Source organism: Agrobacterium sp. M50-1 (genome assembly GCF_049843495.1).
GTDB classification, from domain to species: Bacteria; Pseudomonadota; Alphaproteobacteria; order Rhizobiales; family Rhizobiaceae; genus Agrobacterium; species Agrobacterium radiobacter.
The window spans coordinates 134,623-159,781 of the sequence record NZ_JBBHZH010000001.1 but is presented as its reverse complement, the minus strand read 5'-3'; the positions used below and the strand labels follow the sequence as shown (position 1 = coordinate 159,781).

The following is a 25,159-nucleotide window of genomic DNA, read 5'->3' as shown; positions in this document are numbered from 1 at the left end:
AATCCTTGCAAGTCGTCCGGCCGGTTTTTCCTGCCGCAACTTACAGGGCGTTGCCTTTAATGCAAAACCTTTGGCGGGTGCCATCGTTTGCCCGCCGTTTTCGGCTTGATGGCGAGCGTGACGACATCTGTCGGCAGCGGGCTTTTTGTCTTTGCCAGTTCCAGCCGGGCAAGGGCTGCACGGGCTTTTTCTGCATATTCCAGATGCGCCGCATCATCCGAATGATAATGCTGCAGCCTGTCGAGAATTTCCGCGCCTTCCACCGCCCTTTCGGCGGCAATCAGCGCCACCGCGCATTTGTAAAGCGCTTCCCTGTGGAAGGGTGCGCGATTGGTTACCTGGCGGAAGGCTTCGGATGCCTCGTGGTAGTGCTGTTGCGCCAGTCGCGCCTCGCCGATGCGAAGCCACAGGACCAGGGGTTCCTGTCCTGCGGCCAGAAGGCTGAGAAAGGCGATCTCGGCCTCCCGGAATTCGCCCCGGTCGAACGACAGATTGGCGAGCCCGAATTGCGCGCCGAGATGGTCGGGTGCTGCGGCAAGCACCTGCCTGAAGGCGATATTGGCGGACGCCTTCTGGCCGGTCTTGTAGAGTTTGAGTGCCTGTTCGTAGACAAAACGGATGCTGCGCGGGTGAAGCGTGCCGCCGAGATTGTCTCCCGAGCGGGTGCGGAACAGGGTGCAGCTCAGCTTCTGCTCCTCCGGTCCGAAGAAATATTTGTAAGGCTCGTTGCCGCGCAGGAAATCATAGGTCCTGAAACCCTGCTCGATCGCCCGGCGAATGCAGTGGCCATGCAGCACGAGGCCGGGGGAAGGGGTCTTCCAGTTCTCGTCGCGGCCGGTGATATAGAACAGGATCGACTTCTTCTGGCGGTCGATGATATTGGCGAGTGCCCCCAGCGGCTGGTCGCCGAACCACAGGACCGGGACTTCCAGATCACCGCGGATATAGACATCCATCAACATTTGTCGTGTTGCGCCGATCAGGAGCTCGGTGCGCTCCTTGCCCTTGAACGGCGCCCAGCGGATGCGCCAGAAATCAAACAGGATATCCATATCTCGCTTGATGGTGTCCCTGGTTGCGAAGGTGATGCTGTATTCATCGCCGCCCTCCACCTTTCGCAGGAAGCGCCTGAGCTTTTGACGGGTCTGGCTGCTCATGTGGCTTTCCAGATAGCCGTCGAATGTCTCCGGCAGGCTCACCACCGGGCAGATGCAATTGTTGATGTTGTAGGGATTGGTCGGCATGTTGTCGCGAAACATGACGAGTGGCCCCTGCAGCGCACGGATCATTGCGTCACGGCGCTCCGGCGGGCCGGAGAGGTAATCGAGTTTCAGTTCTGTCCAGTGCTGCTGACGTATGTAGGAGCAGAAGCCGGCAACGGCATGATTTTCATAGTCCGGCAGAGTGATGAAGCCGGTGTAATCCGCCGCCGCATTGCCGGCCATGACGATGCTGTCATGGAAGCGGCCGGTTTTCTTGTCCGGTTCGGTGACGATGCGCAGTGGGAAAAACGCCACATAAGGCGAGCCTTCCGGCCGTTCACGCAGGGCAAGGATGAACCAGCGCCTGCGGCGCGGCATATAATCCCTGAGCCATCCCCAGGAGAGGAAATGCCGGGCATGGGGATCGGCCATGAACACCGCATCCCAGTTTTCGCGGATCGCCTCAAAGCCGGCGTCCGTGTCGATGATATCGATGCGCATTTGTCCCCCTCCCAATACTGATCACACATTCGGGAGGCTTCATTTTATGGGGAAACGGTCGGCTTCAAATATTCCCTTCGGGTGAAAGCCGTACATCAAATGGGATTAGCCCGTCACCGATCCGCCATCGCTGCGCCGCGACAAAAAAGACCTTGTCAGCCGGTGGCAGCGCTCTAACATGCGGGGCTGAATGCGCGGCCGGCTCAACGGTCCGCATGGCACAGGAGTTCTCATATGGCTGTTCCTTATATGCTTCTGACCGGCGCCAGCCGCGGAATAGGGCATGCCACCGTCAAGCTGTTTCAGGAAAAGGGCTGGAGAATCCTCACCGTATCGCGGCAACGCTTTTCCGAGGAATGCCGTTGGCCGTCTGCAAGGGAGAGCCATATTCAGGCGGATCTGGAGGACTTGTCCCGCATTGATGCGCTGGCGGACGAGGTGCGTTCACGGCTGCCGGAAGGAAAGCTTGCGGCCCTTGTGAACAATGCCGGAATTTCGCCCAAGGGTGAAGGCGGAAGCCGCCTCGGTGTAATGGATACGACGGCGGATATCTGGACGCGGGTTCTGAACGTCAATCTCGTTTCGACGGCGCTGCTTGCCCGCGCGCTTTTACCGGAACTTGAGGAGGCAAAGGGCTCCATCGTCAACGTCACATCGATTGTGGGCTCACGGGTGCATCCCTTTGCGGGTGTGGCCTACGCCACATCAAAGGCGGCGCTCGCGGCGCTGACGCGCGAACTGGCGCATGAATTCGGTCCGCGTGGCGTGCGCGCCAACGCCATTGCTCCGGGGGAAATCAACACCGCCATCCTCTCCCCCGGAACGGCGGAACTGGTGGACGCCCAGGTGCCGCTCGGGCGTCTGGGCACCACGGCCGAGGTGGCGCAGACCATCTATTTCCTCTGCTCGGAACAGTCGAGCTACATTAACGGCGCGGAAATTCACATCAATGGCGGCCAGCACGTCTGACACGCTGCCGATCAACCAAATGGAGCCCATATCGATGACCATCCTGCCGAATTCCGTCGAGGCACGCGATATCGCCTATCAGATGCATCCGAACGTCAATCTGCGCAAATTCGAAAAGACCGGCGGTCTGGTGATCGAGAGCGGCGAAGGCATCTATGTGACCGACAGCAGCGGCAAGCGCTATATCGAGGCGATGGCGGGGCTCTGGTCGGTGGCGCTCGGTTTCGGGGAAAAGCGGCTGGTGGAAGCGGCGACGAAGCAGATGCAGAAGCTGCCCTATTATCACACCTTTTCCTACAAGACACACGGCCCGTCCGTTGATCTCGCGGAGCTACTGATCGAGCTTTCGCCGGTGCCGATGTCCAAGGTGCATTTCACCTCTTCCGGTTCCGAGGCCAACGATCTCGTTGCCAAGATGGTCTGGTATCGCTCGAACGCGCTGGGCAAGAAGGACAAGAAGAAGATCATTGGTCGCATCAAGGGCTATCATGGCGTGACCATTGCCTCGGCCTCGATCACGGGCCTGCCGCGCAACCATGAGAGCTTCGACCTGCCGCTGGACCGCATGCTGCACACGGCCTGCCCCTCCTATGTGCATTTCGGCAAGGAAGGCGAGAGCGAAGCGGATTTCACCGCGCGTATCCTTGGGGAGTTGGAGGATATGATCCTTCGTGAAGGTCCCGAAACCGTCGCGGCCTTCTGGGGTGAGCCGGTGATGGGAGCCGGCGGCGTTCTTTTGCCACCGGAAGGTTATTGGGAAGGCGTGCAGGCGATCCTGAAGAAATACGATATTCTGCTGGTCGTGGACGAGGTGATCTGCGGTTTCGGCCGAACCGGCAAGATGTTCGCCTGCGAGACCTATGACATCAAGCCGGACGTGCTTGTCGTCTCCAAGCAGATTTCGTCGTCCTACATGCCGCTTTCGGCGATCATCATGAATGACAGTTTCTACCAGCCGATTGCCGATGAATCCGACCGTATCGGCTCCTTCGGCCATGGTTACACCGCCTCCGGCCATCCGGTCGCAACGGCTGTGGGGCTGGAAAACCTGAAGATCATTCAGGAGCGCGACCTTGTCGGCAATGTCGCCCGTCTGGAGGGCAGGTTCCTTAGCCATCTGAAGGCGCTGGCCGATCACCCACTCATTCATTCCTCGCGCGGTATCGGCCTCATCGGCGCGCTGGAGGTAAAACCATGGGAGGGCATGAAGCCGGGCGATACCACGCTTGCGCTTGCCGCCGCCATCGAGGAGGAGGGTGTCATCACCCGGCCGATCGGTGAATCCATCTGCTTCTGCCCGCCGCTCATCATTACGGCCGAACAGCTGGACGAATTGTTTGCCGGGGTGAAGCGTGGTCTCGACAAGATTGCGGCCGCGCGAGGCTGAAGACCCTTATAATGGCGCCGGTCGGTTTATCCGGCCGGCCCTATCCCCGGTAGGCCACAAGCACGGCGCCGCAGGCGATCAGCAGCACGCCGAGCCAGTTGGGCAGCGAGAGCCTTTCGCCCAGAAACAGCACTGCAAATACGGCGACAAAAACGACGCTCAGCTTGTCGATAGGCGCGACGCGGGCGGCATCGCCGAGCTTCAGCGCCCGGAAATAACATATCCACGAGGCGCCGGTGGCCAGACCCGAAAGCACGAGGAAGGCCCAGGTTTTGCCCGAGATGGTGGAAGGCTGCTGCCAGTTGCCGGTGATGTAAACCATCAGGCCCGCAGCCGCGAGAATGACGATGGTGCGGATGAAGGTGGCGAAATCGGAATTGACGTTTTCGATGCCGATCTTGGCGAACACGGCGGTGAGCGCCGCAAAGGCCGCCGACAGCAGCGCCCAGAATTGCCAGGCCAGAAACAGGTTCTTCATGCCGCCACTCCGCTTATCGCATTGGTCAAGCTTCGGCTCTATAGCATCTTTCGGACTATAAAAACCCCCGGTGATGGGGCTGGCCTGAACAATTGAAAGCCCGGCGCATCCAGTTGATGCGCCGGGCTTTCTGTATGTGCCTGCCCGGAAAAAACCGGGACAGGCCGGACCTTGGGAGGTCGTATTATTCGGCCGGCTGGACCGAAGCCGGAAGCTGATCCACATCGGCGATGCCGGTGAATTCTTCCTTGCCGCTCAGAACGCGAGCGAGCTGATCCTGATCCAGTTCGCCTTCCCAGCGGGCGACGACGATGGTGGCGACCGCATTACCGACGAAGTTGGTAAGCGCGCGGCATTCCGACATGAAGCGGTCGATGCCGAGGATTAGCGCCATGCCGGCGACCGGAACCGAAGGCACGACGGAGAGCGTGGCCGCGAGCGTGATGAAGCCCGCGCCGGTGATGCCGGCTGCGCCCTTGGAGGAGAGCATGGCCACCAGCAGCAGCAGGATCTGTTCGCCGAAGGAGAGGTGGATACCGGTTGCCTGTGCGATGAAGAGCGCCGCCAGCGTCATGTAGATGTTGGTGCCGTCAAGGTTGAAGGAATAACCGGTGGGGATGACGAGGCCGACGACGGAGCGCTTGCAGCCCGCCTTTTCCATCTTGCTCATCAGGCCCGGCAGGGCGGCTTCCGAAGACGACGTGCCGAGAACCAGAAGCAGCTCCTCCTTGATGTAGCGGATAAGCGCGACGATGGAGAAGCCGTTGTAACGGCAGACAGCGCCGAGCACCACGAACACGAACAGGAAGGACGTGATGTAGAAGGTGCCGATGAGCATTGCGAGGTTGGTGACGGACGAGATGCCGTATTTGCCGATGGTAAAAGCCATGGCGCCGAAAGCGCCGATGGGGGCAGCCTTCATCAGGATCGCGACCAGCTTGAAGATCGGATACATCAGGGCATGCATGAAATCGGTGACGGGCTTGCCCTTTTCACCGACGATGCCGAGCGCGATGCCGAAGAGAACCGAGAAGAACAGCACCTGCAGGATGTCGCCGCTGGCGAAAGCACCGACGATGGTGGTCGGGATGATGTTCATCAGGAAGCCGGTGATGGTCTGCTCATGGGCCTTGTCGGCGTAGGTCGCGACAGCCTTGGCATCCAGTGTGGCGGGATCGATGTTCATGCCGGCGCCCGGCTGCACGGTGTTGGCGACGATGAGGCCAACGATGAGCGCAAGCGTGGAGAATACCAGGAAGTAGATCATGGCCTTGCCGGCCACGCGGCCCACCTTCTTCATGTCGTTCATGCCGGCGATGCCGGTTGCGACGGTGAGGAAGATGACGGGAGCGATGATCATCTTGACGAGGCGGATGAAGCCGTCGCCGAGCGGCTTCAGCTGTTCGCCGAAGGCCGGATAGAAATGGCCGAGCGCGATACCGGCGATGATGGCCACCAGAACCTGAAAATAAAGGTGCTTGTAAAATGGCATTTTGGCGTGGCCTGCGGCCACGGCTGTCGTATCGATCATGTTTTTTCCTCCTCGGCCTCACCCTGCCTTTATTGGCCTCCCGGGATCGCCGTGTCGTTGACGGCTTCGCGCCGATTGCGGAGTCATGTGCAATACGCATGCCAGACTTGTTTATTTGCCGTAACCGGCTGATTTCAAAAGTAGTTTTTATTGAGGCTTTGCTGGCTCACGGACGTTTGTGCGGAATTCCGGACAAAATCTCTTGCGGTCTGTGTGTAAATCCGCACAATTGACGCATGACCTATCAGGATCAGGCACCTCATTCCCAGGCGAAGCGGCGGGCGCAATGGCTGGCGCTGGCGGGCCTGTGGCTGCTCGTCAGTCTTGGTGTTCTCCTGGTGGCCGATGAGTTCGCCCGCAACCAGGCGCTGCGGGTGGCGGGTTCCGACGCTGCCACGGACGCCGAACTGAAGATCGCGCTCCTGAATGTTGCGCTGGAGCGGCCGCGCGCCATTCCGCTGGTCCTGTCAGGAGATCCCGATCTTGCCGTGGCGCTGGATGGTGGTGGTGCTCCTGCCCTCGATCGGCTGAACCGCAAGCTGGAAGGGCTGATTGAAGGGACGCAATCCTCGGTGATCTATGTGACCGGGCCGACCGGATTGACCATTGCGTCGAGCAACTGGCGGCAGGCGGACAGCTTTGTCGGCTCTAATTATGCTTTTCGCGAATATTTCCAGGCGGCGATGAAGACCGGCATGTCCGAACATTATGCGCTTGGCAATGTCAGCCGCCGGCCAGGTCTTTATATCTCCCGCCGTATCGATTCCGCCGACGGGCGGCCGCTTGGCGTCGTCATCGCCAAGGTCGAGTTCAACCGGCTGGAGACCGACTGGAACATCGGAGGCAAACCGGTCTATGTGGTCGACAGAAACGGCGTCGTGCTGATGACCAGCGTGCCGGAATGGCGCTTCAGGACCGTCGCGCCGATTGATGAGGCGCAGCGGAAAATCATTTCCGAGAGCCTGCAATTTGGCAATGAGGCGCTTTCAGCCTTGCCATTTCGCGCGGCGCGGCGCTCAAGCGAGGGCGTTCCGCTCATTCATGTCGATCAACCGGGGAGCGAGCGCGGCGATTATCTGCAGCTCGAAATGCCGGTTCCGACCACTTCATGGACCCTGCATTATCTGCAGCCCGTGGCGCCGGCGCTGAACGCCACAATCCGCGAGGGCAGGGTGGTGGCGCTGGCGACGCTGATGCCGCTGATGGCGCTTTCGGCCCTGTGGCTGTGGCGCAGGCACAGGGCGCTTAAGGAAAAGGAAGAGGAACAGCGCGCCCGCACCGAGCTGGAAATGAAGGTGCAGGAGCGCACCCGCGACTTGACCAGAACCCGCGATCACCTGCAGGCCGAAATCGCCCTGCATGAAAAAACCACCGGTGAGTTGCGCAATGTGCAGCACGAGCTGGTGCAGGCCAACCGCCTTTCCATCCTGGGGCAGGTGGCGGCGGGTGTGGCGCATGAGATCAACCAGCCGGTGGCGACGATCCGCGCCTTTGCCGATAATGCCCGCACGCTGCTGAAACGCGACCGCATGTCCGAGGCCACCGAAAATCTCGAAAACATCGCGGCGTTGACCGAGCGCATCGGCACGATTACCGGCGACCTGAAAATATTGGCCCGCAAGGGCCGCACCGCCGCCGAACCGGTCAGCGTTCGCTTGGTCATCGAGGGTGCGGTCATGCTGTTGCGCAGCCGCTTTTCTGGGCAGATGGATGCGCTGGATATCGTATTGCCGGATCAGGACCTGAAGGTGCTCGGCAGCCGTATCCGGTTGGAGCAGATCCTCATCAACCTTCTGCAAAACGCGCTGGAAGCCACTGAAGAGACTGGGGCGGCCCGTGTCGAAGTTCGTGTGCGCGAAGAAGGCGACATGGTCGTGCTTTCCGTCAGCGACAATGGCACGGGCATTCCCGAAGCCATCCGCGCCCAGCTTTTTTCGCCATTCAACACATCAAAGGAAAGTGGCCTCGGCCTCGGTCTCGTCATATCCAACGATATTGCTTCGGATTATGGCGGGCGTATCGAGGTGGCGACCAGCAAGGCGGGCACATGTTTTTCCGTATTTCTGAAGCGAGCATGACATGACGGCGGACGGAACCATATTCCTGGTGGATGACGACTCGCAGCTGCGCAAGGCGATGGTGCAGACGCTGGAACTTGATGGATTGCCGGTCACGTCGTTTTCTCGTGCAGAACAGGCGCTTGCGGCTCTGAACGAGGATTTCGACGGCGTCGTTATCACCGATGTGCGCATGCCGGGCATGACCGGGCTTGAGTTCTTCGACCATGTGCGCAAGATCGATGCCGATCTGCCTGTCATCCTCATCACCGGCCATGGCGATGTGCCGATGGCCGTCGATGCGCTTCACAACGGCGCTTATGATTTTATCGCCAAGCCATTTCCCGCCGAACGCATAGTGGAAAGCGCGCGCCGGGCGCTGGAAAAGCGCCGGCTGGTGCTGGAAAACCGCGCCCTTCGCCGGGCGGCGGGACAGGCGGAGGATGATCTGCCGCTGATCGGTCAGACGCCCGCCATGGAGCGCCTGCGCACCACGCTCCGGCACATTGCCGATACCGACGTGGATGTGCTGGTGGCTGGCGAGACCGGCAGCGGCAAGGAAGTGGTGGCGACGGCCCTTCACCGCTGGAGCAAGAAACGCTCGAAAGGTAATTTCGTGGCGCTCAATTGTGGGGCGCTGCCGGAAACGGTGATTGAAAGCGAGCTTTTCGGCCATGAACCGGGAGCTTTTACCGGCGCGCAGAAAAAACGCGTCGGCCGTATCGAACATTCAAGCGGCGGCACCCTGTTTCTGGATGAGATCGAAAGCATGCCGCTTGCGGTACAGGTGAAGATGCTGCGTGTGCTGGAAATGCGCGAGGTCTCGCCACTCGGGTCGAACGAGGAGCGGCCGGTCGATATTCGCGTGGTGGCGGCGGCCAAGGTCGATCTTGGTGATCCATTCGAGCGCGGCACCTTTCGCGAGGACCTCTATTACCGGCTGAATGTCGTGACGCTGTCAATACCGCCGCTGCGCGAACGCAAGGCGGATATTCCGCTGCTGTTCTCCCATTTCGTCACGAAGGCCGCCAACCGTTTCAACATGCCGGTGCCGCAGATCAGCTCGGGCATTTCCCGCCGCCTCAATGACCATGACTGGCCGGGCAATGTGCGCGAACTCGGGCATTTCGCCGAAAGGGTGGTGCTTGGGTTGGAGGTGGAACCAGCGGGAGCGCCCGCATTACAATCCGCGCTCCCCGCCTCCGGCACCCTGCCGGAGCGCATGGACGAGATCGAAGCGCGTATAATCCGCGAAACGCTGGAACAATCGAATGGCGACGTGGCGGAAACCATCGCCACGCTCGGCATTGCCCGCAAGACCTTTTACGACAAGCTGCAGCGGCACGGCATCAACCGGGCGGATTATGTGAAGAGTGGCGCGGCGTGAGCCGGCGCGTGGTTCAGGTTGACGCCTGATGAAAAGCCGCGGATGTTTCCGTCCGCGGCCTGACAATAACGATCGTAATTGCGCCGAAGGTCGGCTTGATCAACCCGCTACGCAGAAATGGCGCTGGCCGTCATAATCCGTATAGGTCCCGGTGCGGGAATTGAAGCTCCGGTAACGCTGCGAGCAATAGTCGTACCAGGCGTTGGTCCAGGGTTCGATGGTGCGATAGGTGGCGCGCTGGCCGTAAACCGGGCGGCTGTCATAGACAGGTTGCGGGCGATAGACCGGGGCGGGGCGATAAACAGGCTGCGGCTGCGGCCGATAATAACGATAGTCCGGCTCTTCGTAGACGTAGCTCGGCTCATAACGACGGGGCGGGTCGATATAGACGCGCTCATCATCCACCGGCGCCGGGCGCGACATTGCGGAGCCGACGGCGACACCGGCGGCAAGACCGAGCACACCGCCCAGAATGGCGGCGTCGCGACGATCATGGCGGTCCCAGTCGCCAGCGGATGCGCTGCTCAAGGGAGCAATGGTAGCGGCGGCGACAGCGATTGTCAGAACTGTTTTAGCTGCAAAGGACGACATGGTGTGTTCTTCCGTACAGGTGGCAGGGCGCTGCCAGTTGCAAATTCGATGGTTAAGGAAATACAGCCCGGCTGCTGAACGGGCGCTGAATGAATTGTGGCGGACCGGCGGCGGCCCGCAATTCCTGTTTGCGCGCGCCGTACTTCGCGCTAGAACTCAAGATCAAACAGGACGCCCCGATGAGCCTTTCCCAGATAACCGTCAATTCCGACACCTCGCATGAAGACCGCGCCCAGGCCATTCGCGATACGCTGCGTGACGCCATTGTCGATCGCAGGCTCGCACCGGGCACGAAGCTGTCGGAATCGGAAGTGGGAACGCTGTTCGATGTCAGCCGCACGGTGGTGCGCGCGGCATTGCAGATGCTGGCTTACGAAGGGCTGGTGAAGGCGGAACGCAACCGGGGGGCCTTCGTCTCCAATCCGACGCCGGACGAAGCGCGACAGGTTTTCGCCTCGCGCCGGCTGATCGAACCGGGCGTCGTGGATGCGGCAATCGAAAAAATCACGCCTGCGGCTGTGACACGGCTAAGGGAGCATCTGGTGCAGGAAAGCCGCCACCAGCATGAACGTGGCCCGAGCGCCAGACGCGCGGAAATCAAGGCATCGGGCGATTTCCACCTGATGCTGGCCTCGCTTGCCGGCAATGCCATTCTGGAAAAATTCATGGACGAACTGGTCGCCCGCTCGTCGCTGGTGATCGCGCTTTATGGCCGCTCGGGTGTCTCGAGCTGCGGCCACAATGATCATGCCGATCTCTTGGATGCGCTGGAGGTAAAGGATACGGCAAAGGCCCGCGCGCTGATGTTGCAGCATCTCGACCACATCGAGGCCGACCTTGACCTGCGCATGATGGAAGGTCTGGCGCTGAAGGATGCGCTGGCGCTCTGATTGACTGCCCATCCCGTCTCGCGGGACGGGGATGGGCGGACTAAACTCGTATCAGGCGGCGTAACGGCTGATCGCCAGATCGTGCGTATCTATCTCGGGCTTGTTCCCGCTGATGAGATCGGCAAGCACCCGTGCGGAGCCGCAGGACATGGTCCAGCCGAGCGTGCCGTGGCCGGTATTGAGATAAAGATTGCTGTATCGGGTAGCGCCGATGACAGGCGTACCATCCGGCGTCATCGGGCGCAGGCCGCACCAGAATTTCGCCTGGGTCTGGTCACCAGCCCCGCCGAACAGGTCTTCCACCGAATGAGCCAGTGTTTCCTGCCGCGCGGCCGGCAAATCCTTGCTGAAGCCGGCGATTTCAGCCATGCCGCCGACGCGGATGCGTGAGCCGAGCCGCGTGATCGCCACCTTGAAGGTCTCGTCCATGACCGTGGAGACGGGCGCGCGCTCCTCCTTCACGATCGGAACCGTGATTGAATACCCCTTCACCGGGTAAACCGGCAGAGTAAGGCCAAGCTGGCGCAGGAATTGCGGCGAATAGCTGCCGAGTGCGGCGACGAAAATATCGGCCTCCACCAGCCCCCGGGTGGTTTCCACCGCCTTGACGCGTCCTGCTTCAACGATGGGGCGCATGATGCCGGTATCGTAAAGGAAGGTAACGCCGGCTTCTTCCGCCATGCGTGCAAGTTCAGTCGTGAACATGAAGCAATCGCCGGTTTCGTCGCCCGGCAAACGCAGGCCGCCGACGATCTTCTCCTTCGCGGGCGCGAGGCCGGGTTCGACGGCGGCGCAGCCGTCACGGTCGAGAATCTCGAAAGGCACGCCGCCCGCAGTCAGCACGTCGACATCCTTGCCGATGGCGTCGAACTGCTTCTGGGTGCGGAACACCTCAAGCGTGCCCTGCATGCGCTGGTCATATTCGATGCCGGTCTCTTCGCGAAGCGCCATCAGGCAATCACGGCTATATTCGGCAACGCGCACCATGCGGCTCTTGTTGATGGCATAACGTGCCGAGGTGCAGTTGCGCAGCATCTGGCTCATCCAGCGCCAGGCGGCGGGATCGGCCGTCGGGCGGATGATCAGCGGCGCGTGTTTCATGAACAGCCATTTCATCGCCTTGACCGGAATTCCGGGGGCGGCCCATGGAGAGGAATAGCCGGGCGAAACCTCACCAGCATTGGCGAAGCTGGTTTCCAGCGCTGCGGCAGGCTGGCGGTCGATCACCGTCACCTTGTGTCCGGCTTTTGCCAGATACCAGGCGGAGGTCACGCCGACGACGCCGGCTCCGAGGATAGTGACGTTCATGATCGTCTCACTTATGGCTGACAGATGTTGAAGCGATTGCCGGGGTTTCGCCCGGCTGAATATAGGTGCGGCGGTAACGGCGTCCGAGCCCGGTCAGGATTTCATAGGCGATCGTGCCCGCATCGTCGGCGATGTCTTCCAGCGTCTGGTCTGGCCCGATCATCTGCACGAGACTGCCTTGCGTCAATGTGTCTTCGGGCAGGGCGGATATGTCGAGAATGATGCTGTCCATCGAAACGCGGCCCGCAATCGGCAGGCGCACGCCGTTATACCACGCTGCGCCGTGATTGCTGAGCGAGCGCGGCAGGCCGTCAGCGTAACCGGCGGCGATGGTTGCCAGGCGCGTCGGACCGGCCGCTTCGAAGGAACCGCCGTAACCGACCAGCGAACCTGCGGGAACCGTGCGTGTCTGGACGACGGCGAGATCGAGACGAACGACCGGCTTCATCGGATTGGGACGGGCAACAGAGGGAGCGCCGCCATAAAGCGCGATGCCGGGGCGCAGCAGGTGGTTGTGGTAATCATTGCCCAGAAAGATGCCGCCGGAGTTGGAAAAGCAGACCGGTACATCAGGGAACGCAATGGCGCCTTTGCGCATCACTGAAAGCTGCGTGGCATTGGAGGCATGGTCCGGTTCATCGGCGCAGGCGAGGTGGCTCATGACGAAGGCGATGTCGATACCATCAAGCAATTGCGGCTGTGAGGCGAGGACTTCAAGCTCTTCGGGGGAAAGGCCGAGACGGCACATGCCCGTATCGATCTGCACGGCGGCAGCAAGTCTTTTGCCAAGCTTCTTGGCGTGGGCCGACCATTGGGCGATCTGCTCCAGCGAGTTCAGAACGGGAGTAACGGCCATGGCGGCACAGGAGGTCTCATTGCCGGGCTGAAGACCATTGAGAACAAAAATCCGCGCTTCTGCCGAAAGTCGGAGCCTGAGCGCCAGCGCTTCATCGATATGGGCGACGAAGAAATTGCGGCAACCCGCCTCGAACAGGACCTGCGAGACGATATCCGCACCAAGGCCATAGGCATCGGCCTTGACGACCGCTGCCGTCTGCGATGCTGGCGCCATCGCCGCAAGCGCCAGATAATTGTCGCGCAATGCGCCGAGATCGATGGTCAGATGGCCGCTTGCACCACCGGCTGCCTGCTGGCGGCTGATCTGCATGTCCATGTCGTTCACCCTCATTCTTATCTCATCAGGGTATTGCAACGATTATCGAATTTCTTGGCGATTGTTCGAAGGAAATGCGATAGAGTTCGTAATCACGCAATTTTCTTTTGCTAATTGGAATCTTCTATGTCGTCCCTCGATGCGACCGACCGCCATATCATCCGTCTGCTTCGGCTCAATGCCCGCATCAGCAATGCCAAGCTTGCTGCAGAGGTCGGACTTTCGGCATCCGCCTGCCTTCGCCGGGTCGATATTCTCGAGCGGGAAGGGATCATCCGGGGCTATACGGCGCTGACCAGCGGCCTTGCCGGCGGCGAGGTGATTTCGGTCATCGTGCAGATCACGCTGGATCGGCAAACAGAGGATTTTCTCAACCGTTTCGAAAACGCGGTGCGGCGATATCCGGAAATCCGCGAATGTTATCTGATGACGGGCGGCTCGGATTATTTTCTGCGCTGCGAGGCGGAAAGTGCGGGGGATTTCGAGCGTATTCACAAGGAAATTCTGTCGAAACTGCCGGGGGTTTCGCGCATTCATTCGAGTTTTGCGATCCGGAATGTGCTGGCGACGCCGAAGGCGCGGTAGCGTGGAGCGTATGGCTTACCCCCCTCTGTCCTGCCGGACATCTCCCCCTCAAGGGGGGAGATCGGATGGAGCCACCGCTTGTTCCCTCGCAATCATTTACTATCAATAAAGCGGCGTCACTGAATGCCGTGGGCCAGCCACTTGTCGATCTCCCCCCTTGAGGGGGAGATGTCCGGCAGGACAGAGGGGGTAAGCCCCGCACTCTGCACTAACTCCACCACCGATAAAAATGATGCACCGGCCCCCGCCCATGTCCAACGGCAAGCCCCCGCCCGGCATCGAGCGCCCCGCTCAGATACTCCTTCGCAAGCCCCACCGCTTCCCGCAACTCACAACCCCTGGCAAGATAAGCCGTGATCGCCGCCGCCAGCGTGCACCCCGTGCCGTGGTCATTCTTCGTCTCCACCCGTGCGACGGAAAGCGCCTGCATGGCGCCGTCCGCAAACAGATAATCCGTACTCTGCGGCCCCTCACCATGGCCGCCCTTGATGAGCACGGCTTTCGTACCCGCTTTCAGGATCGCCTCGGCCTGACGGGTGATCTCCTTCTCCGTCGTGGCCATCGGTGTGCCGGTCAGCAACGCCGCTTCCGGCAGGTTCGGCGTGACGATGGCGGCGAGCGGCAAAAGCTCGCGCCGCAATGTCTCGATGGCATCTTCATGCAGCAAACGGTCGCCTGACGTCGCCACCATGACCGGATCCAGCACCACAGGCTGTGATTGCTGCCGAAGCCGTTCGGCGATGGCGGCGATGGTTTCGATCCGCGATACCATGCCGATCTTCACCGCATTGACGGCAAGATCGGAGAAAACCGCGTCCATCTGCGCGACGATGGTGGCCACGGAAATATCCTCCACCGCGGTCACGCCTCTGGTGTTCTGGGCGGTTATGGCGGTGATGACGCTGGCCGCATAGGTATCAAGCGCTGAAAAGGTCTTGATATCAGCCTGAATGCCCGCGCCGCCGCCGCTGTCGGAGCCGGCAATGGTCAATGCAATTGATGTCATGGTTGTCTTGCTTTCAGCGTTGCGTCAATTGCGGAGCGGAAGTCCTTGGCTGCACTGGCAATATCGCCCGCGCGGAAAATGGCGGAAATGACCGCGACACCATCCGCCCCCGCCTCGATGACGGAGGGTACGCGCGCAAGATCGATGCCGGCAATGGCGCCCACCGGCATATCCGGCCGCCATTCCTTCAGAAGGGTGCGCAGCGTCGAAAAACCGTCGATGCCGACCGGCTTGTCCGGATTGACCTTGGAAACGGTTTCGAACACGCCGCCGATGCAGGCATAATCGACGGGCATGGAGGCCGCCCGTTCGGCATCGGTGCGATTCTTGACGGTGAGGCCGATGATCGCCTTTTCGCCGAGAATGCGCCTTGCGGTCTTCGCATCCATGTCGTCGGCGCCGAGATGCACTCCGTCCGCGCCAGAAGCGAGCGCCACATCCACACGGTCGTTGATGACGAGCGGAACACCGGTGCCGGCGATGGCCTCATGAATGGCGCGGGCGTTTTCGATCATCTCCCGCGTCGAGCCGTTCTTGTCGCGATATTGCAGAATGGTCGCGCCATTGAGTGCGGCGGCCAGAGCAAGCTCCGGCAGCGGCGCGACATCGCCAAGGCTTGCGTCTACCAATGCGTTGAGGCGGTAATCAACCTTGTTCATGCTCTATCCTCGCGTGATTGATGATGTCCTCACCGGAAATTTCGGAAAGCGCATCCAGAAATGCCGGTTCGAATGTGCCGGGGCCTCCGGCGCGTCTGGCGGCGAGTTCGGCGGAAACGCCTGTCACGGCAAGGGCGGAGGCCGCCGCCGTCAGTGCGTCTTTTTCCACCGCCATGAAGGCGGCGATGACGCCGCCCGACAGGCAACCAGTGCCAGTCACCTTCGCCATCCACGGATGGCCATTGACGATCCTGACGCTGCGGGTCGTGTCGCTGAGGTGATCCACAGGCCCGGTCTCTATCCTCACCACATCAGGCACATCGCCGATCATGCTCATTTCGGCGTGATTACCGCGCACGATGGTCGGGGAAAGTGCGATGAGTTCGCGCGCGAACTCCAGCCGCGACGGCGAATAGTCGCAATGCACGGGGTCGACGATCCACGGCTTGCCCGATGCATTGGCGATCTCGATCGCCAGCCGGATGACCTTGCGCCGTTCGGCATCCAGTGTGCCGAGATTGACGGTCAGCGCATCCGCCTTGGCCACGAAGCTCTCGATTTCCTCGAGCGACGTGGTCATGGAAGGAATGCCGCCGACAACAGTTATGCCGTCTGCGGTGAATTTCTGCACCACGGTGTTCATCAGGCAATGTACGCGCGGGCGCGTGTTGCGCACGCGCTCCAGTATGTCGGCGGCCTTTGTTGCTGTTGGATAAGTCGTGGTCATGGCTGTTGCAGCTCCACGGCAATGTCGTCCGCCGCCGGCGCCTGCTTGATCAGCTGCATCTCCCGCATGAAAGCGCCGAAACGGGCATAACGGGTGCGGTCGAGTGCGGCGGGGCGCTTGGCGAAACGCGGTAGCGTGTCGAAGAAGGCCTGCTTGTTCAGCGCGTCATCAAGGTTCGGATAGGCCTTGATGAAAAGCTGCCAGGCTTCCTGGGGGTGGTTGGTGATGAAGATCGCGGCCTGTTCCACGGCGGAGAGGAAACGCGGCAGGCGGCTGTCTTTTACGAGATCGCGATGGGTGACGAAGATCAGCTCGTCATAGGCCGGCACGCCATGTTCCTCCGGGAAGAAGGAGCGGCCTTCATGTCCCTCCAGCTTCATCTGCGTCAGCTCGAAATTGCGGAAACCGCCAAGCGTGGCATCCACCTTGCCGGCGATCAGCGACGGCGAAAGCGAGAAGTTGACGTTGATGAGTTCGACATCATCCTTCGTCAGCCCGTCCTTTTCCAGCATGCGCTTCAGCATGGCATCTTCAAAGCCGGAAACGGAAAAGCCGACCTTCTTGCCTTTCAGGTCCTTCAGGCTCTTGATCGGCCCATCGGCGAGAACGGTGACGGTGTTGAGGGGCGTTTCGACCAGCGTACCGAAACGCACGAGCGGCAGGCCGGCATCGTGATCGAGATAGAGGTTCGGCTGGTAATGCACGCCGATATCGGCCTGTTTAGCCGAGACAAGACGCGGCACGGCGGAGGGGTCTGCGGGCGGAACCAGTTCCACCTCCAGCCCGGCATCGGCAAACAGGCCGCGTTCCCTGGCGATCACCATCGGCGCATGATCCGGATTCACGAACCATTCGAGCAATACGGTGAGCTTGTCGGCCGCCTGGGATTGCATGGGTGCTAGTGCGCTTGCCGCCGCGACGACGAGGGAAAGAAGAGTTCGTTTCATGGTGCCGAAAGTCTCCGCAAATATCTGAAAGGAGTGGTGTGTTCTGTTTCTTTGGCCCAGGGGGCGAGATGGGCTGTTGAGAGATCGACGATAAGCCGCAGCAGCACTGCCATGACGGCGAGAATGGCCATGGCGGCGAACATGGTGTCGGTCTGCATCCGGGCATTGGACTGGATCATGACAAATCCGAGCCCTGCGGATGCGCCCACCCATTCGCCGATGACGGCGCCCAGCGGGGCTAGCGGCGCCGCCACTCTCAAGCCCGAAATCAGCGAGGGTAGTGCGAGCGGCACGCGCAACCGGGTGAGGACCTGCCAGTGGCTCGCCTTTGTCAGCGAGGCGGCGTCAAGGATGGCGCGATCCGTGCGGTTGAGGCCATCAGTGAAGGAGGAAGCGACCGGGAAGAAGATGATGATCGCCGTCATGACCACTTTCGAGGCCATGCCGAAACCGAACCAGAGGACGAGAATGGGGGCGAGCACGAAGACCGGAAAGGCCTGCAACACCAGAACCATGGGCCAGACGAGGCGGCCGAGGCGCGGGATGGCGGCAATGGTGAAAGCGACGAGAATGCCGGCGGCGATGCCTGCCGCAAGCCCGAGCGCCATTTCGCTGAGCGTCACCATCGCCTGCCCGAACAGGAAGCCGGGCTGGCGCAGGAAAGCGCCGGCAACATCAGCGGGCGATGGCAGGATATAGCGGGGTGGCGCAAACAGCCACGTCCCCGCCTGCCAGAGAACCAGCAGAAGACCGACACCGTTCAGCGCATGGGTGGCACGCATGGGCCGGACCTCAGACGCAGACGCACCGTGTGCGAAGGGCGGAAGGTTTCAGCATCATCATTCGTCTCCAGATGTGACAATCACGGAGATCAGGGCAAAGCGGAGAAGAGAAAGGGCAGCGCCCCCTGGGCGCGACAGTTCCGTTCCTACGCCGGCATGACCCGGATCAGGTTCAAGGGTCCGGCTCAACGCCATCTCAGCACCGTCTGGTGCTCCCCTCGGAAGAGTTTGTTTTGTAAGTCAAGTTTCATAAATGTCAACGTCGCGCCGCCGATCCGTCGTCGGGCGCGATCGCGGATACGTATCCATCTGCGTATTAGTTATTAAGGAAATTAGATTTATCGAAAATTAGTTATCTCTTGAAACTGCATTTCAATATTGTATGACTAATTTAGCCCCGGGAAAGATTATTGGGGGCGAATTTGAAGAACTTCTGGCAGGACAAATCGGGAAATTTCGGCATTCTCAGCGCCTTGTTGATGGTGCCGCTGATTGGCGCCGCGGGCGTAGCTCTTGATGTGACGCACGGCATGGCCGTCAAATCGGACCTGCAGATGGCGGCGGATGCCGCGGCGCTCGCGGTGGTTGCCGATACGTCGTCGAGCGTTCACAAGGCAAAGGAAATGTCGAGTGACGGCGTCATTACGCTTGGCGGCGATGAGGCCTCCGCATTCTTCGAAAGTAATGAGAGAGCCAATCCCGACTACAAGCTCCTGTCTCTCGACGTGTCGGTGATCAAGCGCGGTAACGCCATTGAATCGTCGGTTGGCTTCAAGGCATCCGTCGGCACGACGCTTTCACGGGTTCTCGGAGAGGATATCATCACCGTTTCGGGCAAGGCGACCGCCAAATACGAGACGGAAACATTTAGCGACTTCTATGTCCTTCTGGATAACACCCCCTCGATGGGCGTTGGCGCCACGCCGGCCGATGTCGCCACCATGGTTGCGAATACGAGCGACAAATGCGCTTTTGCCTGTCACATCGTGAAAGACGGGGTGGTGGACAAGAACAGCTATTATTACAAGGCCAAAAGCCTCGGGGTCACGACGCGCATCAATGTGGTGGCGCAGGCCACGGCAAGCCTTATGGACACGGCGAAGTCCACCCGCAAAAGCAGCAATCAATATCGCATGGCGGTCTACACTTTCGGAGAGAAAGCCGAAGATACGAAGCTGCTCGAAGTCGTTCCCTTGACGTCGGATCTGGCGACCGCGAAGAAGAAAGCCGGTGAAGTCGACCTGATGTCGATCCCGAAGCAGGGATTTAACAACGACCAGCAGACGGATTTCGACCGGGCACTCACTCAGATCGGCGACAAGATCGGCAATTCTGGAACCGGGGCGAGTTCGGCCAGCCCCGAGAAGATTATCTTCTTCGTTTCAGACGGTGTCGGCGATAGCTACAAGCCATCCAGCTGCACCAAAAAGACGACCAGCGGCCGCTGTCAGGAGCCGATCGATATCAAATATTGCACGAAGCTGAAGGAAAAGGGTTTCCGGATCGCCGTGCTCTACACCACCTATCTGCCGCTGCCTACCAATGACTGGTATAATAGCTGGATCGAGCCCTTTCAGCCGGAAATCGGCGCACGCATGCAGCAATGCGCTTCTCCGGGCCTGTTTTTCGAAGTCAGCCCGTCGCAGGGCATCAGCGATGCGATGACCGCCCTGTTTAAAAAGGCTATCACATCACCCCGTCTGACGGGGTGATGGACAACGAACCCGCTATCGTTCAGCCGATGGTGCGAAGCTGTTCGAACAACTGACGATGGCTGCTATCGGCACGGTAGAATATCGCCGGCTCGCCGAGCGGGGCTTCGACGGTGACGTCTCGCCCGCCGCGATAATGCGCGCCGCTCCATAGATGCACCCATTCGCCGTCGCCCGGAAGATAGAGCGAACGTTGGGTTTCTCCGGCTTTCCAGACCGGTGCGACAAGCATGCCCGCCCCGTAGAGATAGCAGTCCTGGATGGCGTAGGTCCGCCGGTCATCCTCGTAATGCAGGAAGAGCGGGCGTTGCACCGGCAGGCCTGTCTTGGTCGCTTCCACGGAGAGCGACTTCAGATATGGAGCCAGCGCGACATAGATGGATGTCATGCGGGCAAAATGGGCAAGAACCGCCTCATCCTGATCGATCTGAAGATTGTCGCGCGGCCTGTTGCCCTCATGGGTGCGCATCACCGGCGTGAAAGCGGCCATTTCCGTCCAGCGCATAATGAGTTCAGCGGTCCTGACATTGCCGAACAGGCTGGTATAGCCGCCGATGTCGGAGTGGTGATAGGCATTGCCCATGAGGCCGGAGGAAAGCGCGCCGCAGATGACGGTGACCAGGCCGTCGTGACGGGAGAAGTCGACAGACTGGTCGCCGCCCCAGATCAGCGGGCAATGGGCCTGCACGCCGGTGAAGCCGGCACGCATGAAGAACAGCGCTTCGCCGGTCTTTCCCCGGCTCTCGACGGCTTTCGCATTGACCTCGGCCCAGAGTGTTGGCCAGGCATTGTGCATCAGCTTGGCGTCGACGCCGTTGGAAAGCGTGATATCGATCGGCAGATATTCGCCGAAATCGGCCATCCAGCCGGAAAGGCCAAAATCCAGCATGTTTTTGCCGATGATCTCCTCGGCGAACCAGTCGGCGGCGGCCGGGTTGGTGAAATCGACCACGCCGCAATCGAATTCACCGAAATCCACCAGCGCCGTTTTGCCCTCGGCGTCGGTTGCGAAATAGCCGGCTTTTTCGGCGACCGGGAACAGCGGGCCATCGACGCAGAGATAGGGGTTCACATAACCCAGGAAGCGGACGCCCTGATCGGAGAGTTCGGCGATCTTCTGGCGCAGATGCGGATAACGCGTATCATTCGCCTGCCAGTCCCAGAACAGGCGCGCGCCAAAGGATGTCTGGCGAAGCCCCACCCAGTCCTCGCACCAGAGGCCGGACACCTTCGTTCCGGCCGCGCGGATTTTCTCCAGCCGGGCAAAGGAGTTGGCGCCGTCCTTTAAGCCGATGATCGCACCATTATAGACCCATTCCGGCAGTTGCGGCTGACGCCCGAACCGCAGTGAAAGCGCGGACACGGTATCGGTAAAATGATCGCCGGTGAAGAATTCGATCTTTTCGGGGATGGCCCAGATTTCGATCTCGTGGAAATCGCCATTGCGGAAATCGAAGACCGAATAGGCGCTTGTTTCCACATGCAGCGCATATTTGCGTGATGAGAGCCAGGTCGGCTGCGGGTAGTTGGTGTTGTAATAATCGCCGCCCGCCTTGCCGCTGACGTCGGACTTGAAAGTGATCTCGGTGGTCTTGTCGCGGCCGACCCCCGGCTCGGAGGTCCAGAGCGGGAAACGACGGCCGCGCATGTCGAAATAGGACATCTGCTCGCCGCCGCCCCAGACATGCTCGTCCGTTTCTGCAACGATGCGCAGCCAGAGGCGGTTGATGGTCTCGTCCAGCGCCGTCAGCAGGATGGCGTTACCGTCGAGCGTCAGGCGAAGGCGCGGCGCCTGTCCCGGCGCGGACGAGAGCGTGACGCTGTCACCGTTGACCTCCGCATGGCGCAGTGCGGTTCGCTCGATGACATAGTCCTCGATATCGAAATTGCCGCGATACATGTCCATCCGCTCCTTGCCGAAACCGGCGAAGAAGGCCGGATTATCGGGCGAATGGGAAAGTAAGGTGCGGTTGCCGATCGCGAGCGTGAAGCCGTCTTTGGTCGTTTCGAAATGCATGACTTAACCTTTTAGCCCTTGAGACCACCGGCGGTGAGGCCCGAGACAACCCGTTCCTGGAAGATAACGATCAGGATCGCGACCGGCACGATGCCGACCACCAGCGCTGCCGAAATGACCGGCCAGGGGAAGGCGAATTCACCCTGATACAGCTGGATGCCGACGGGAAGCGTGCGGAGCGCCGGATTGGAATTGAAGGACAGCGCCAGCAGGAACTCATCCCAGGCATTGACGAAGGCAAGGATGCCAGCGGTGAAAACGCCCGGCGCGCAGAGCGGCACGACGACCTTGAACAGCGCGCCGATGCGGGTGCAGCCGTCGATCATGGCGGCGTTTTCGAGATCGCGCGGAATGCTTTCGAAGAAAGAGACGAGCATCAGCGTGCAGACCGGAAGAGAAAGGACCGTGTAAGGCAGGATCAGCGCCGTCCAGCTGTTGAGCAGGTTCAGCGCCCGCATGATTTCGAACAGCGGCACCAGCAGCGTCACCAGCGGGAAGGTGGAAACGGCGATGATGAGTGAGAGGATCAGCGCCCGGTATTTGAGGTTGAGCCGCGCCAGCGCATAGGCCGCGAGGACCGAAATCAGAATGGTGAGCGCGGTGGAGAACAGGGCCACCATGAAGCTGTTGAACAGGAAGAGGTGCAGCGGCTGGTCGGAAAAGGCCTGCATGTAGTTGGCAAGCGTCGGCGCATGCGGAAACCAGGTGATTGGCTTCACCGTTAGTTCCGCTTCGGTCTTCAGCGAGGTGAAGAGGATCCAGATTGCCGGGAAGAGGCCGTTGACCAGCAGGATGGAGGCCGCGATGAAGCGCAGCGGCTTGCCGGAAAAGACGGAGGACAGACCGGAATTTGCAACGGTGCTCATGGGATCAGTCCTTCGTCCTGATGATGCGGAGATAAACGGCGGTAACGCACATGGAGAGCGCAAACATCATGACCGCCAGCGCCGAACCGTAACCGAGATCAAGGAAGGAAACGGTGTTCTGATGGATATACATGGCAAGCGTTGTGGTGGATGTGCCGGGCCCGCCGCCGGTCATCATGTAAGGAATATCAAAGGTCTGCAGCGCCGTGATTGTACGGAAGATGAGGGCGACGACAATCGAGGGCTTGAGGAGCGGCAGGGTGATTTCGAAGAACTGGCGGATTTTGCCGGCGCCATCCACATCAGCCGCTTCATAGAGCGAGCGCGGAATGGTCTGCAGGCCGGCGAGGATCATCAGCGCCATGAACGACGAAGTTTTCCAGATGATCGTCAGGCAGATGGCCGCAAAGGCCCAGTTCGGCGAATTGAACCAGATGATGCCTTCAAAGCCCAGCCGGTTGAGTACATCATTGACCACGCCATATTCGTAATGGAAGAACCATGCGAAGATGAGGCCGGCGAAAGAGAGCGGCAACGCCCAGGGAATGAGCAGCGAAAGCCGCATCGGCCACTGCATGGAAAAGGGGAGGTTGGCGAGCAGCGCCAGCCCGAGGCCCATGAACAGCGCGCCGGGCACGGTGATCAGCGTTATCAGAACCGTATTCCAGGTCGTTTCCCAGAAGATCGGATCGTCAAACATCGCCGCGTAGTTTTCAAAGCCGATGAATTCCGCCGGCAGACCTGATGTCAGCGACAGACTGAAAAACGAGGTGTAGACGAGCCGCGCCACCGGATAGACGATGATAAGCGACAGCAGGATCGCCGCTGGCGCCAGCAGAAGCACGGCAAGCGACCGGTCGCCGAGATCGAGCCACCGCGTCCAGCGCGGCTGTGGTTTTTCGTCCACCCGAACCATGGTTCTATCAGGCATTGTCACCTCTGCCACTCCCGCAACTGGATTCACGTCATCGTCTCCCGATCGGACCGGTTCATATCCGGCCCGTTTATCGCGCCGTTCAGGCGGCTTTGTTCCTGTCAGTCGAAACGGCCGGAAAGGGCATGGTTTGCATGCCGCCTTCCGGCCCAAAGCTTAGCGCAGAACGCGCCGCAGACGGCTTTCCATCTGCTTTGCGCCGTCTTCCGGCGTCATCACGCCGGCAAGCACGCCGTTGACCGTGGTGCGGATCGTCTCGCTGACCTCGTTGTAACGTGGCGTCACGGGGCGGGCCTTTGCCGTTTCAACGACGGGCAGGGCATCCGCGAACCAAGGGATCGTCTTGGTCACGTCGGCATCCTTGTAGAGTGCGGCATAGGTGGGCAGAAGGGCGGCGTTGATGGCCATGAACTTCGACACATCCTGACCCGAGAGATATTCCACCAGCTTCTTGGCTTCATCCTGCTGCTTGGAATAGGCGGAGACGCCGAATTCCCAGCCGCCGAGGCAGGTCGTCTGCTCGCCGCCCTTGACGGCGGGCAGGCGGGCGACGCCGACCTTGTCGTTCACCTGCGATTCCTTGCCCTGGAAATGGGTCCAGGCGTAGGACCAGTTGACGGCGAAGAGAACCTTGCCGGCCTGGAATTCCTTGCGGGTATCGTCGGTCGCCACTTCCGAAATGTTCTTCTTGGAAATGCCTTCATCGACGAAGCTCTTCCACAGCTTCAGCGAATCCACCGCAGCCTTGTTGTCGAAGTTCAGCTTGCCGTTCTCAACCAGAGACTTGCCCTCGCTCCAGTAGGGCAGGAGGAAGGTGCAAACCGCGCCTTCGATCGCCTTGCCCTGGAAGGACAGGCCCTGAAGCTCGGGGTTCTTTTCGCCTTCCATCACCTTTTTGGAGGCTTCCTTCAGCTCGTCCCAGGTGGTTGGCGGCTTGATGCCGTATTTGTCGAGCAGGTCCTTGCGGTAATAGAGGAACATGGAGTCGGCGAAGGCGGGCAGCGCCACGATCTTGCCATCCACCGTGTTGGCTTCCGCATAGGTCGGCAGATAGGCCGACAAATCTTTGCCGGCAAAATCGCTGGTCCAGCCGGCTGTGGCGAACTGTGCCGGGCGGATGACGTCGAGCATCAGCACGTCGAGGCTGGAGTCCTTGGCCGACATCACGGTGTTGAGATATTGCGCCTGCATTTCCGAGGTGTTGCCGCCGGTCTCGATGACCACCTTCACACCCGGCGTCTTGGCCTCATATTGATCAAGCGCCTTGCGCCAGACATCGGGCTGATGCTGGCTGGAAACGAAGATTTTCAGTTCGGTATCGGCAAAGGCCTGTCCCGAAAACGCGAGCATGGTCGCGCAGAGCGCTGCACCCATGAGGGCTTGGCCCCCGATAGCTTTGAATGTCATGTGTTCCTCCCGTTATTAAACCCTTGGCCGCAGCGTTTTTTG

Annotated in this window: 22 protein-coding genes and 1 riboswitch; of the genes, 7 read left to right on the top strand and 15 right to left on the bottom strand. The window is 60.3% G+C overall.

What is annotated here, in order from left to right:
• Positions 1-56: 56 nt before the first annotated feature.
• On the bottom strand, positions 57-1,703 hold the full coding sequence (locus WDZ78_RS00680; RefSeq protein ID WP_425672031.1) for a GNAT family N-acetyltransferase: 1,647 nt from the start codon (positions 1,701-1,703) through the stop codon (positions 57-59).
• 234 nt (positions 1,704-1,937) lie between these two features.
• On the opposite strand from WDZ78_RS00680, the gene WDZ78_RS00675 reads away from it, so the two are divergent.
• Entirely contained in the window at positions 1,938-2,672 is a 735-nt protein-coding gene (locus tag WDZ78_RS00675) for an SDR family NAD(P)-dependent oxidoreductase (protein ID WP_020011856.1), read from the top strand.
• A 34-nt stretch (positions 2,673-2,706) separates the two neighbouring features.
• The gene (locus WDZ78_RS00670) at positions 2,707-4,059 is read left to right on the top strand and encodes an aspartate aminotransferase family protein (protein WP_026363963.1); all 1,353 of its coding nucleotides are present in this window, start codon (positions 2,707-2,709) and stop codon (positions 4,057-4,059) included.
• Between the two features lie 40 nt (positions 4,060-4,099).
• Here the strand turns inward: WDZ78_RS00670 and WDZ78_RS00665 are convergent, their stop codons facing one another.
• On the bottom strand, positions 4,100-4,537 hold the full coding sequence (locus WDZ78_RS00665; RefSeq protein ID WP_425672030.1) for an EamA family transporter: 438 nt from the start codon (positions 4,535-4,537) through the stop codon (positions 4,100-4,102).
• Positions 4,538-4,721: 184 nt separating this feature from the next.
• Entirely contained in the window at positions 4,722-6,068 is a 1,347-nt protein-coding gene (locus WDZ78_RS00660; RefSeq protein WP_425672029.1) for a dicarboxylate/amino acid:cation symporter, read from the bottom strand.
• 236 nt (positions 6,069-6,304) lie between these two features.
• Between WDZ78_RS00660 and WDZ78_RS00655 the strand changes: the two genes are divergently transcribed.
• Both WDZ78_RS00655 and WDZ78_RS00650 read left to right on the top strand, forming a co-directional pair.
• Positions 6,305-8,146, top strand: a complete 1,842-nt coding sequence (locus WDZ78_RS00655) for a sensor histidine kinase (RefSeq protein WP_425672028.1) — start codon at positions 6,305-6,307, stop codon at positions 8,144-8,146.
• A gap of 1 nt (position 8,147) precedes the next feature.
• Positions 8,148-9,512, top strand: coding sequence for a sigma-54-dependent transcriptional regulator (locus WDZ78_RS00650; protein WP_020011851.1), 1,365 nt, complete (start codon positions 8,148-8,150; stop codon positions 9,510-9,512).
• A gap of 99 nt (positions 9,513-9,611) precedes the next feature.
• Here WDZ78_RS00650 and WDZ78_RS00645 read toward each other — a convergent pair whose 3' ends face one another.
• Complete coding sequence (locus WDZ78_RS00645) at positions 9,612-10,103, bottom strand: BA14K family protein (protein ID WP_026363962.1); 492 nt, start codon at positions 10,101-10,103, stop codon at positions 9,612-9,614.
• 179 nt (positions 10,104-10,282) lie between these two features.
• Between WDZ78_RS00645 and WDZ78_RS00640 the strand changes: the two genes are divergently transcribed.
• Positions 10,283-10,993, top strand: a complete 711-nt coding sequence (locus WDZ78_RS00640; protein ID WP_425672027.1) for a GntR family transcriptional regulator — start codon at positions 10,283-10,285, stop codon at positions 10,991-10,993.
• A gap of 51 nt (positions 10,994-11,044) precedes the next feature.
• Here the strand turns inward: WDZ78_RS00640 and WDZ78_RS00635 are convergent, their stop codons facing one another.
• Both WDZ78_RS00635 and alr read right to left on the bottom strand, forming a co-directional pair.
• Positions 11,045-12,301, bottom strand: coding sequence for a D-amino acid dehydrogenase (locus tag WDZ78_RS00635; protein ID WP_087745607.1), 1,257 nt, complete (start codon positions 12,299-12,301; stop codon positions 11,045-11,047).
• A 7-nt stretch (positions 12,302-12,308) separates the two neighbouring features.
• Positions 12,309-13,475: an alanine racemase gene (gene alr / locus WDZ78_RS00630; RefSeq protein ID WP_026363961.1), complete on the bottom strand. Its 1,167-nt coding sequence runs from the start codon at positions 13,473-13,475 to the stop codon at positions 12,309-12,311.
• A gap of 126 nt (positions 13,476-13,601) precedes the next feature.
• Between alr and WDZ78_RS00625 the strand changes: the two genes are divergently transcribed.
• Positions 13,602-14,060 (top strand): Lrp/AsnC family transcriptional regulator, encoded by a 459-nt coding sequence (locus WDZ78_RS00625; RefSeq protein ID WP_003500727.1) that lies wholly within the window; start codon positions 13,602-13,604, stop codon positions 14,058-14,060.
• A 208-nt stretch (positions 14,061-14,268) separates the two neighbouring features.
• Here the strand turns inward: WDZ78_RS00625 and thiD are convergent, their stop codons facing one another.
• From thiD to WDZ78_RS00600, 5 genes are read right to left on the bottom strand one after another with little or no spacing between them, the layout of a single operon-like run.
• Positions 14,269-15,066: a bifunctional hydroxymethylpyrimidine kinase/phosphomethylpyrimidine kinase gene (thiD, locus tag WDZ78_RS00620; protein ID WP_425672026.1), complete on the bottom strand. Its 798-nt coding sequence runs from the start codon at positions 15,064-15,066 to the stop codon at positions 14,269-14,271.
• Entirely contained in the window at positions 15,063-15,725 is a 663-nt protein-coding gene (gene thiE, locus WDZ78_RS00615) for a thiamine phosphate synthase (RefSeq protein ID WP_020011845.1), read from the bottom strand. The genes thiD and thiE overlap by 4 nt, the downstream gene beginning before the upstream one ends.
• Positions 15,712-16,452, bottom strand: a complete 741-nt coding sequence (locus tag WDZ78_RS00610; protein ID WP_425672025.1) for a hydroxyethylthiazole kinase — start codon at positions 16,450-16,452, stop codon at positions 15,712-15,714. Before WDZ78_RS00610 ends, thiE begins: the two co-directional genes overlap by 14 nt.
• Positions 16,449-17,399, bottom strand: coding sequence for an ABC transporter substrate-binding protein (locus WDZ78_RS00605; protein WP_020011843.1), 951 nt, complete (start codon positions 17,397-17,399; stop codon positions 16,449-16,451). The genes WDZ78_RS00610 and WDZ78_RS00605 overlap by 4 nt, the downstream gene beginning before the upstream one ends.
• The gene (locus WDZ78_RS00600; protein WP_425672024.1) at positions 17,396-18,181 is read right to left on the bottom strand and encodes an ABC transporter permease; all 786 of its coding nucleotides are present in this window, start codon (positions 18,179-18,181) and stop codon (positions 17,396-17,398) included. Before WDZ78_RS00600 ends, WDZ78_RS00605 begins: the two co-directional genes overlap by 4 nt.
• Positions 18,182-18,307: 126 nt before the next feature.
• Positions 18,308-18,410, bottom strand: a riboswitch (TPP riboswitch).
• 193 nt (positions 18,411-18,603) lie between these two features.
• Here WDZ78_RS00600 and WDZ78_RS00595 point away from each other — a divergent pair.
• Entirely contained in the window at positions 18,604-19,893 is a 1,290-nt protein-coding gene (locus WDZ78_RS00595; protein WP_425672386.1) for a pilus assembly protein TadG-related protein, read from the top strand.
• Between the two features lie 22 nt (positions 19,894-19,915).
• On the opposite strand, the gene WDZ78_RS00590 is transcribed toward WDZ78_RS00595, so the two are convergent.
• From WDZ78_RS00590 to WDZ78_RS00575, 4 genes are all read right to left on the bottom strand, one after another.
• The gene (locus tag WDZ78_RS00590) at positions 19,916-21,910 is read right to left on the bottom strand and encodes an alpha-glucosidase (RefSeq protein WP_425672023.1); all 1,995 of its coding nucleotides are present in this window, start codon (positions 21,908-21,910) and stop codon (positions 19,916-19,918) included.
• Positions 21,911-21,921: 11 nt separating this feature from the next.
• A complete protein-coding gene (locus tag WDZ78_RS00585) occupies positions 21,922-22,776 on the bottom strand; it encodes a carbohydrate ABC transporter permease (RefSeq protein WP_425672022.1) in 855 nt (284 codons plus the stop codon).
• A gap of 4 nt (positions 22,777-22,780) precedes the next feature.
• The gene (locus WDZ78_RS00580) at positions 22,781-23,692 is read right to left on the bottom strand and encodes a carbohydrate ABC transporter permease (RefSeq protein ID WP_020011838.1); all 912 of its coding nucleotides are present in this window, start codon (positions 23,690-23,692) and stop codon (positions 22,781-22,783) included.
• Between the two features lie 174 nt (positions 23,693-23,866).
• Entirely contained in the window at positions 23,867-25,117 is a 1,251-nt protein-coding gene (locus tag WDZ78_RS00575; protein ID WP_026363959.1) for an ABC transporter substrate-binding protein, read from the bottom strand.
• Between the last annotated feature and the right edge of the window lie 42 nt (positions 25,118-25,159).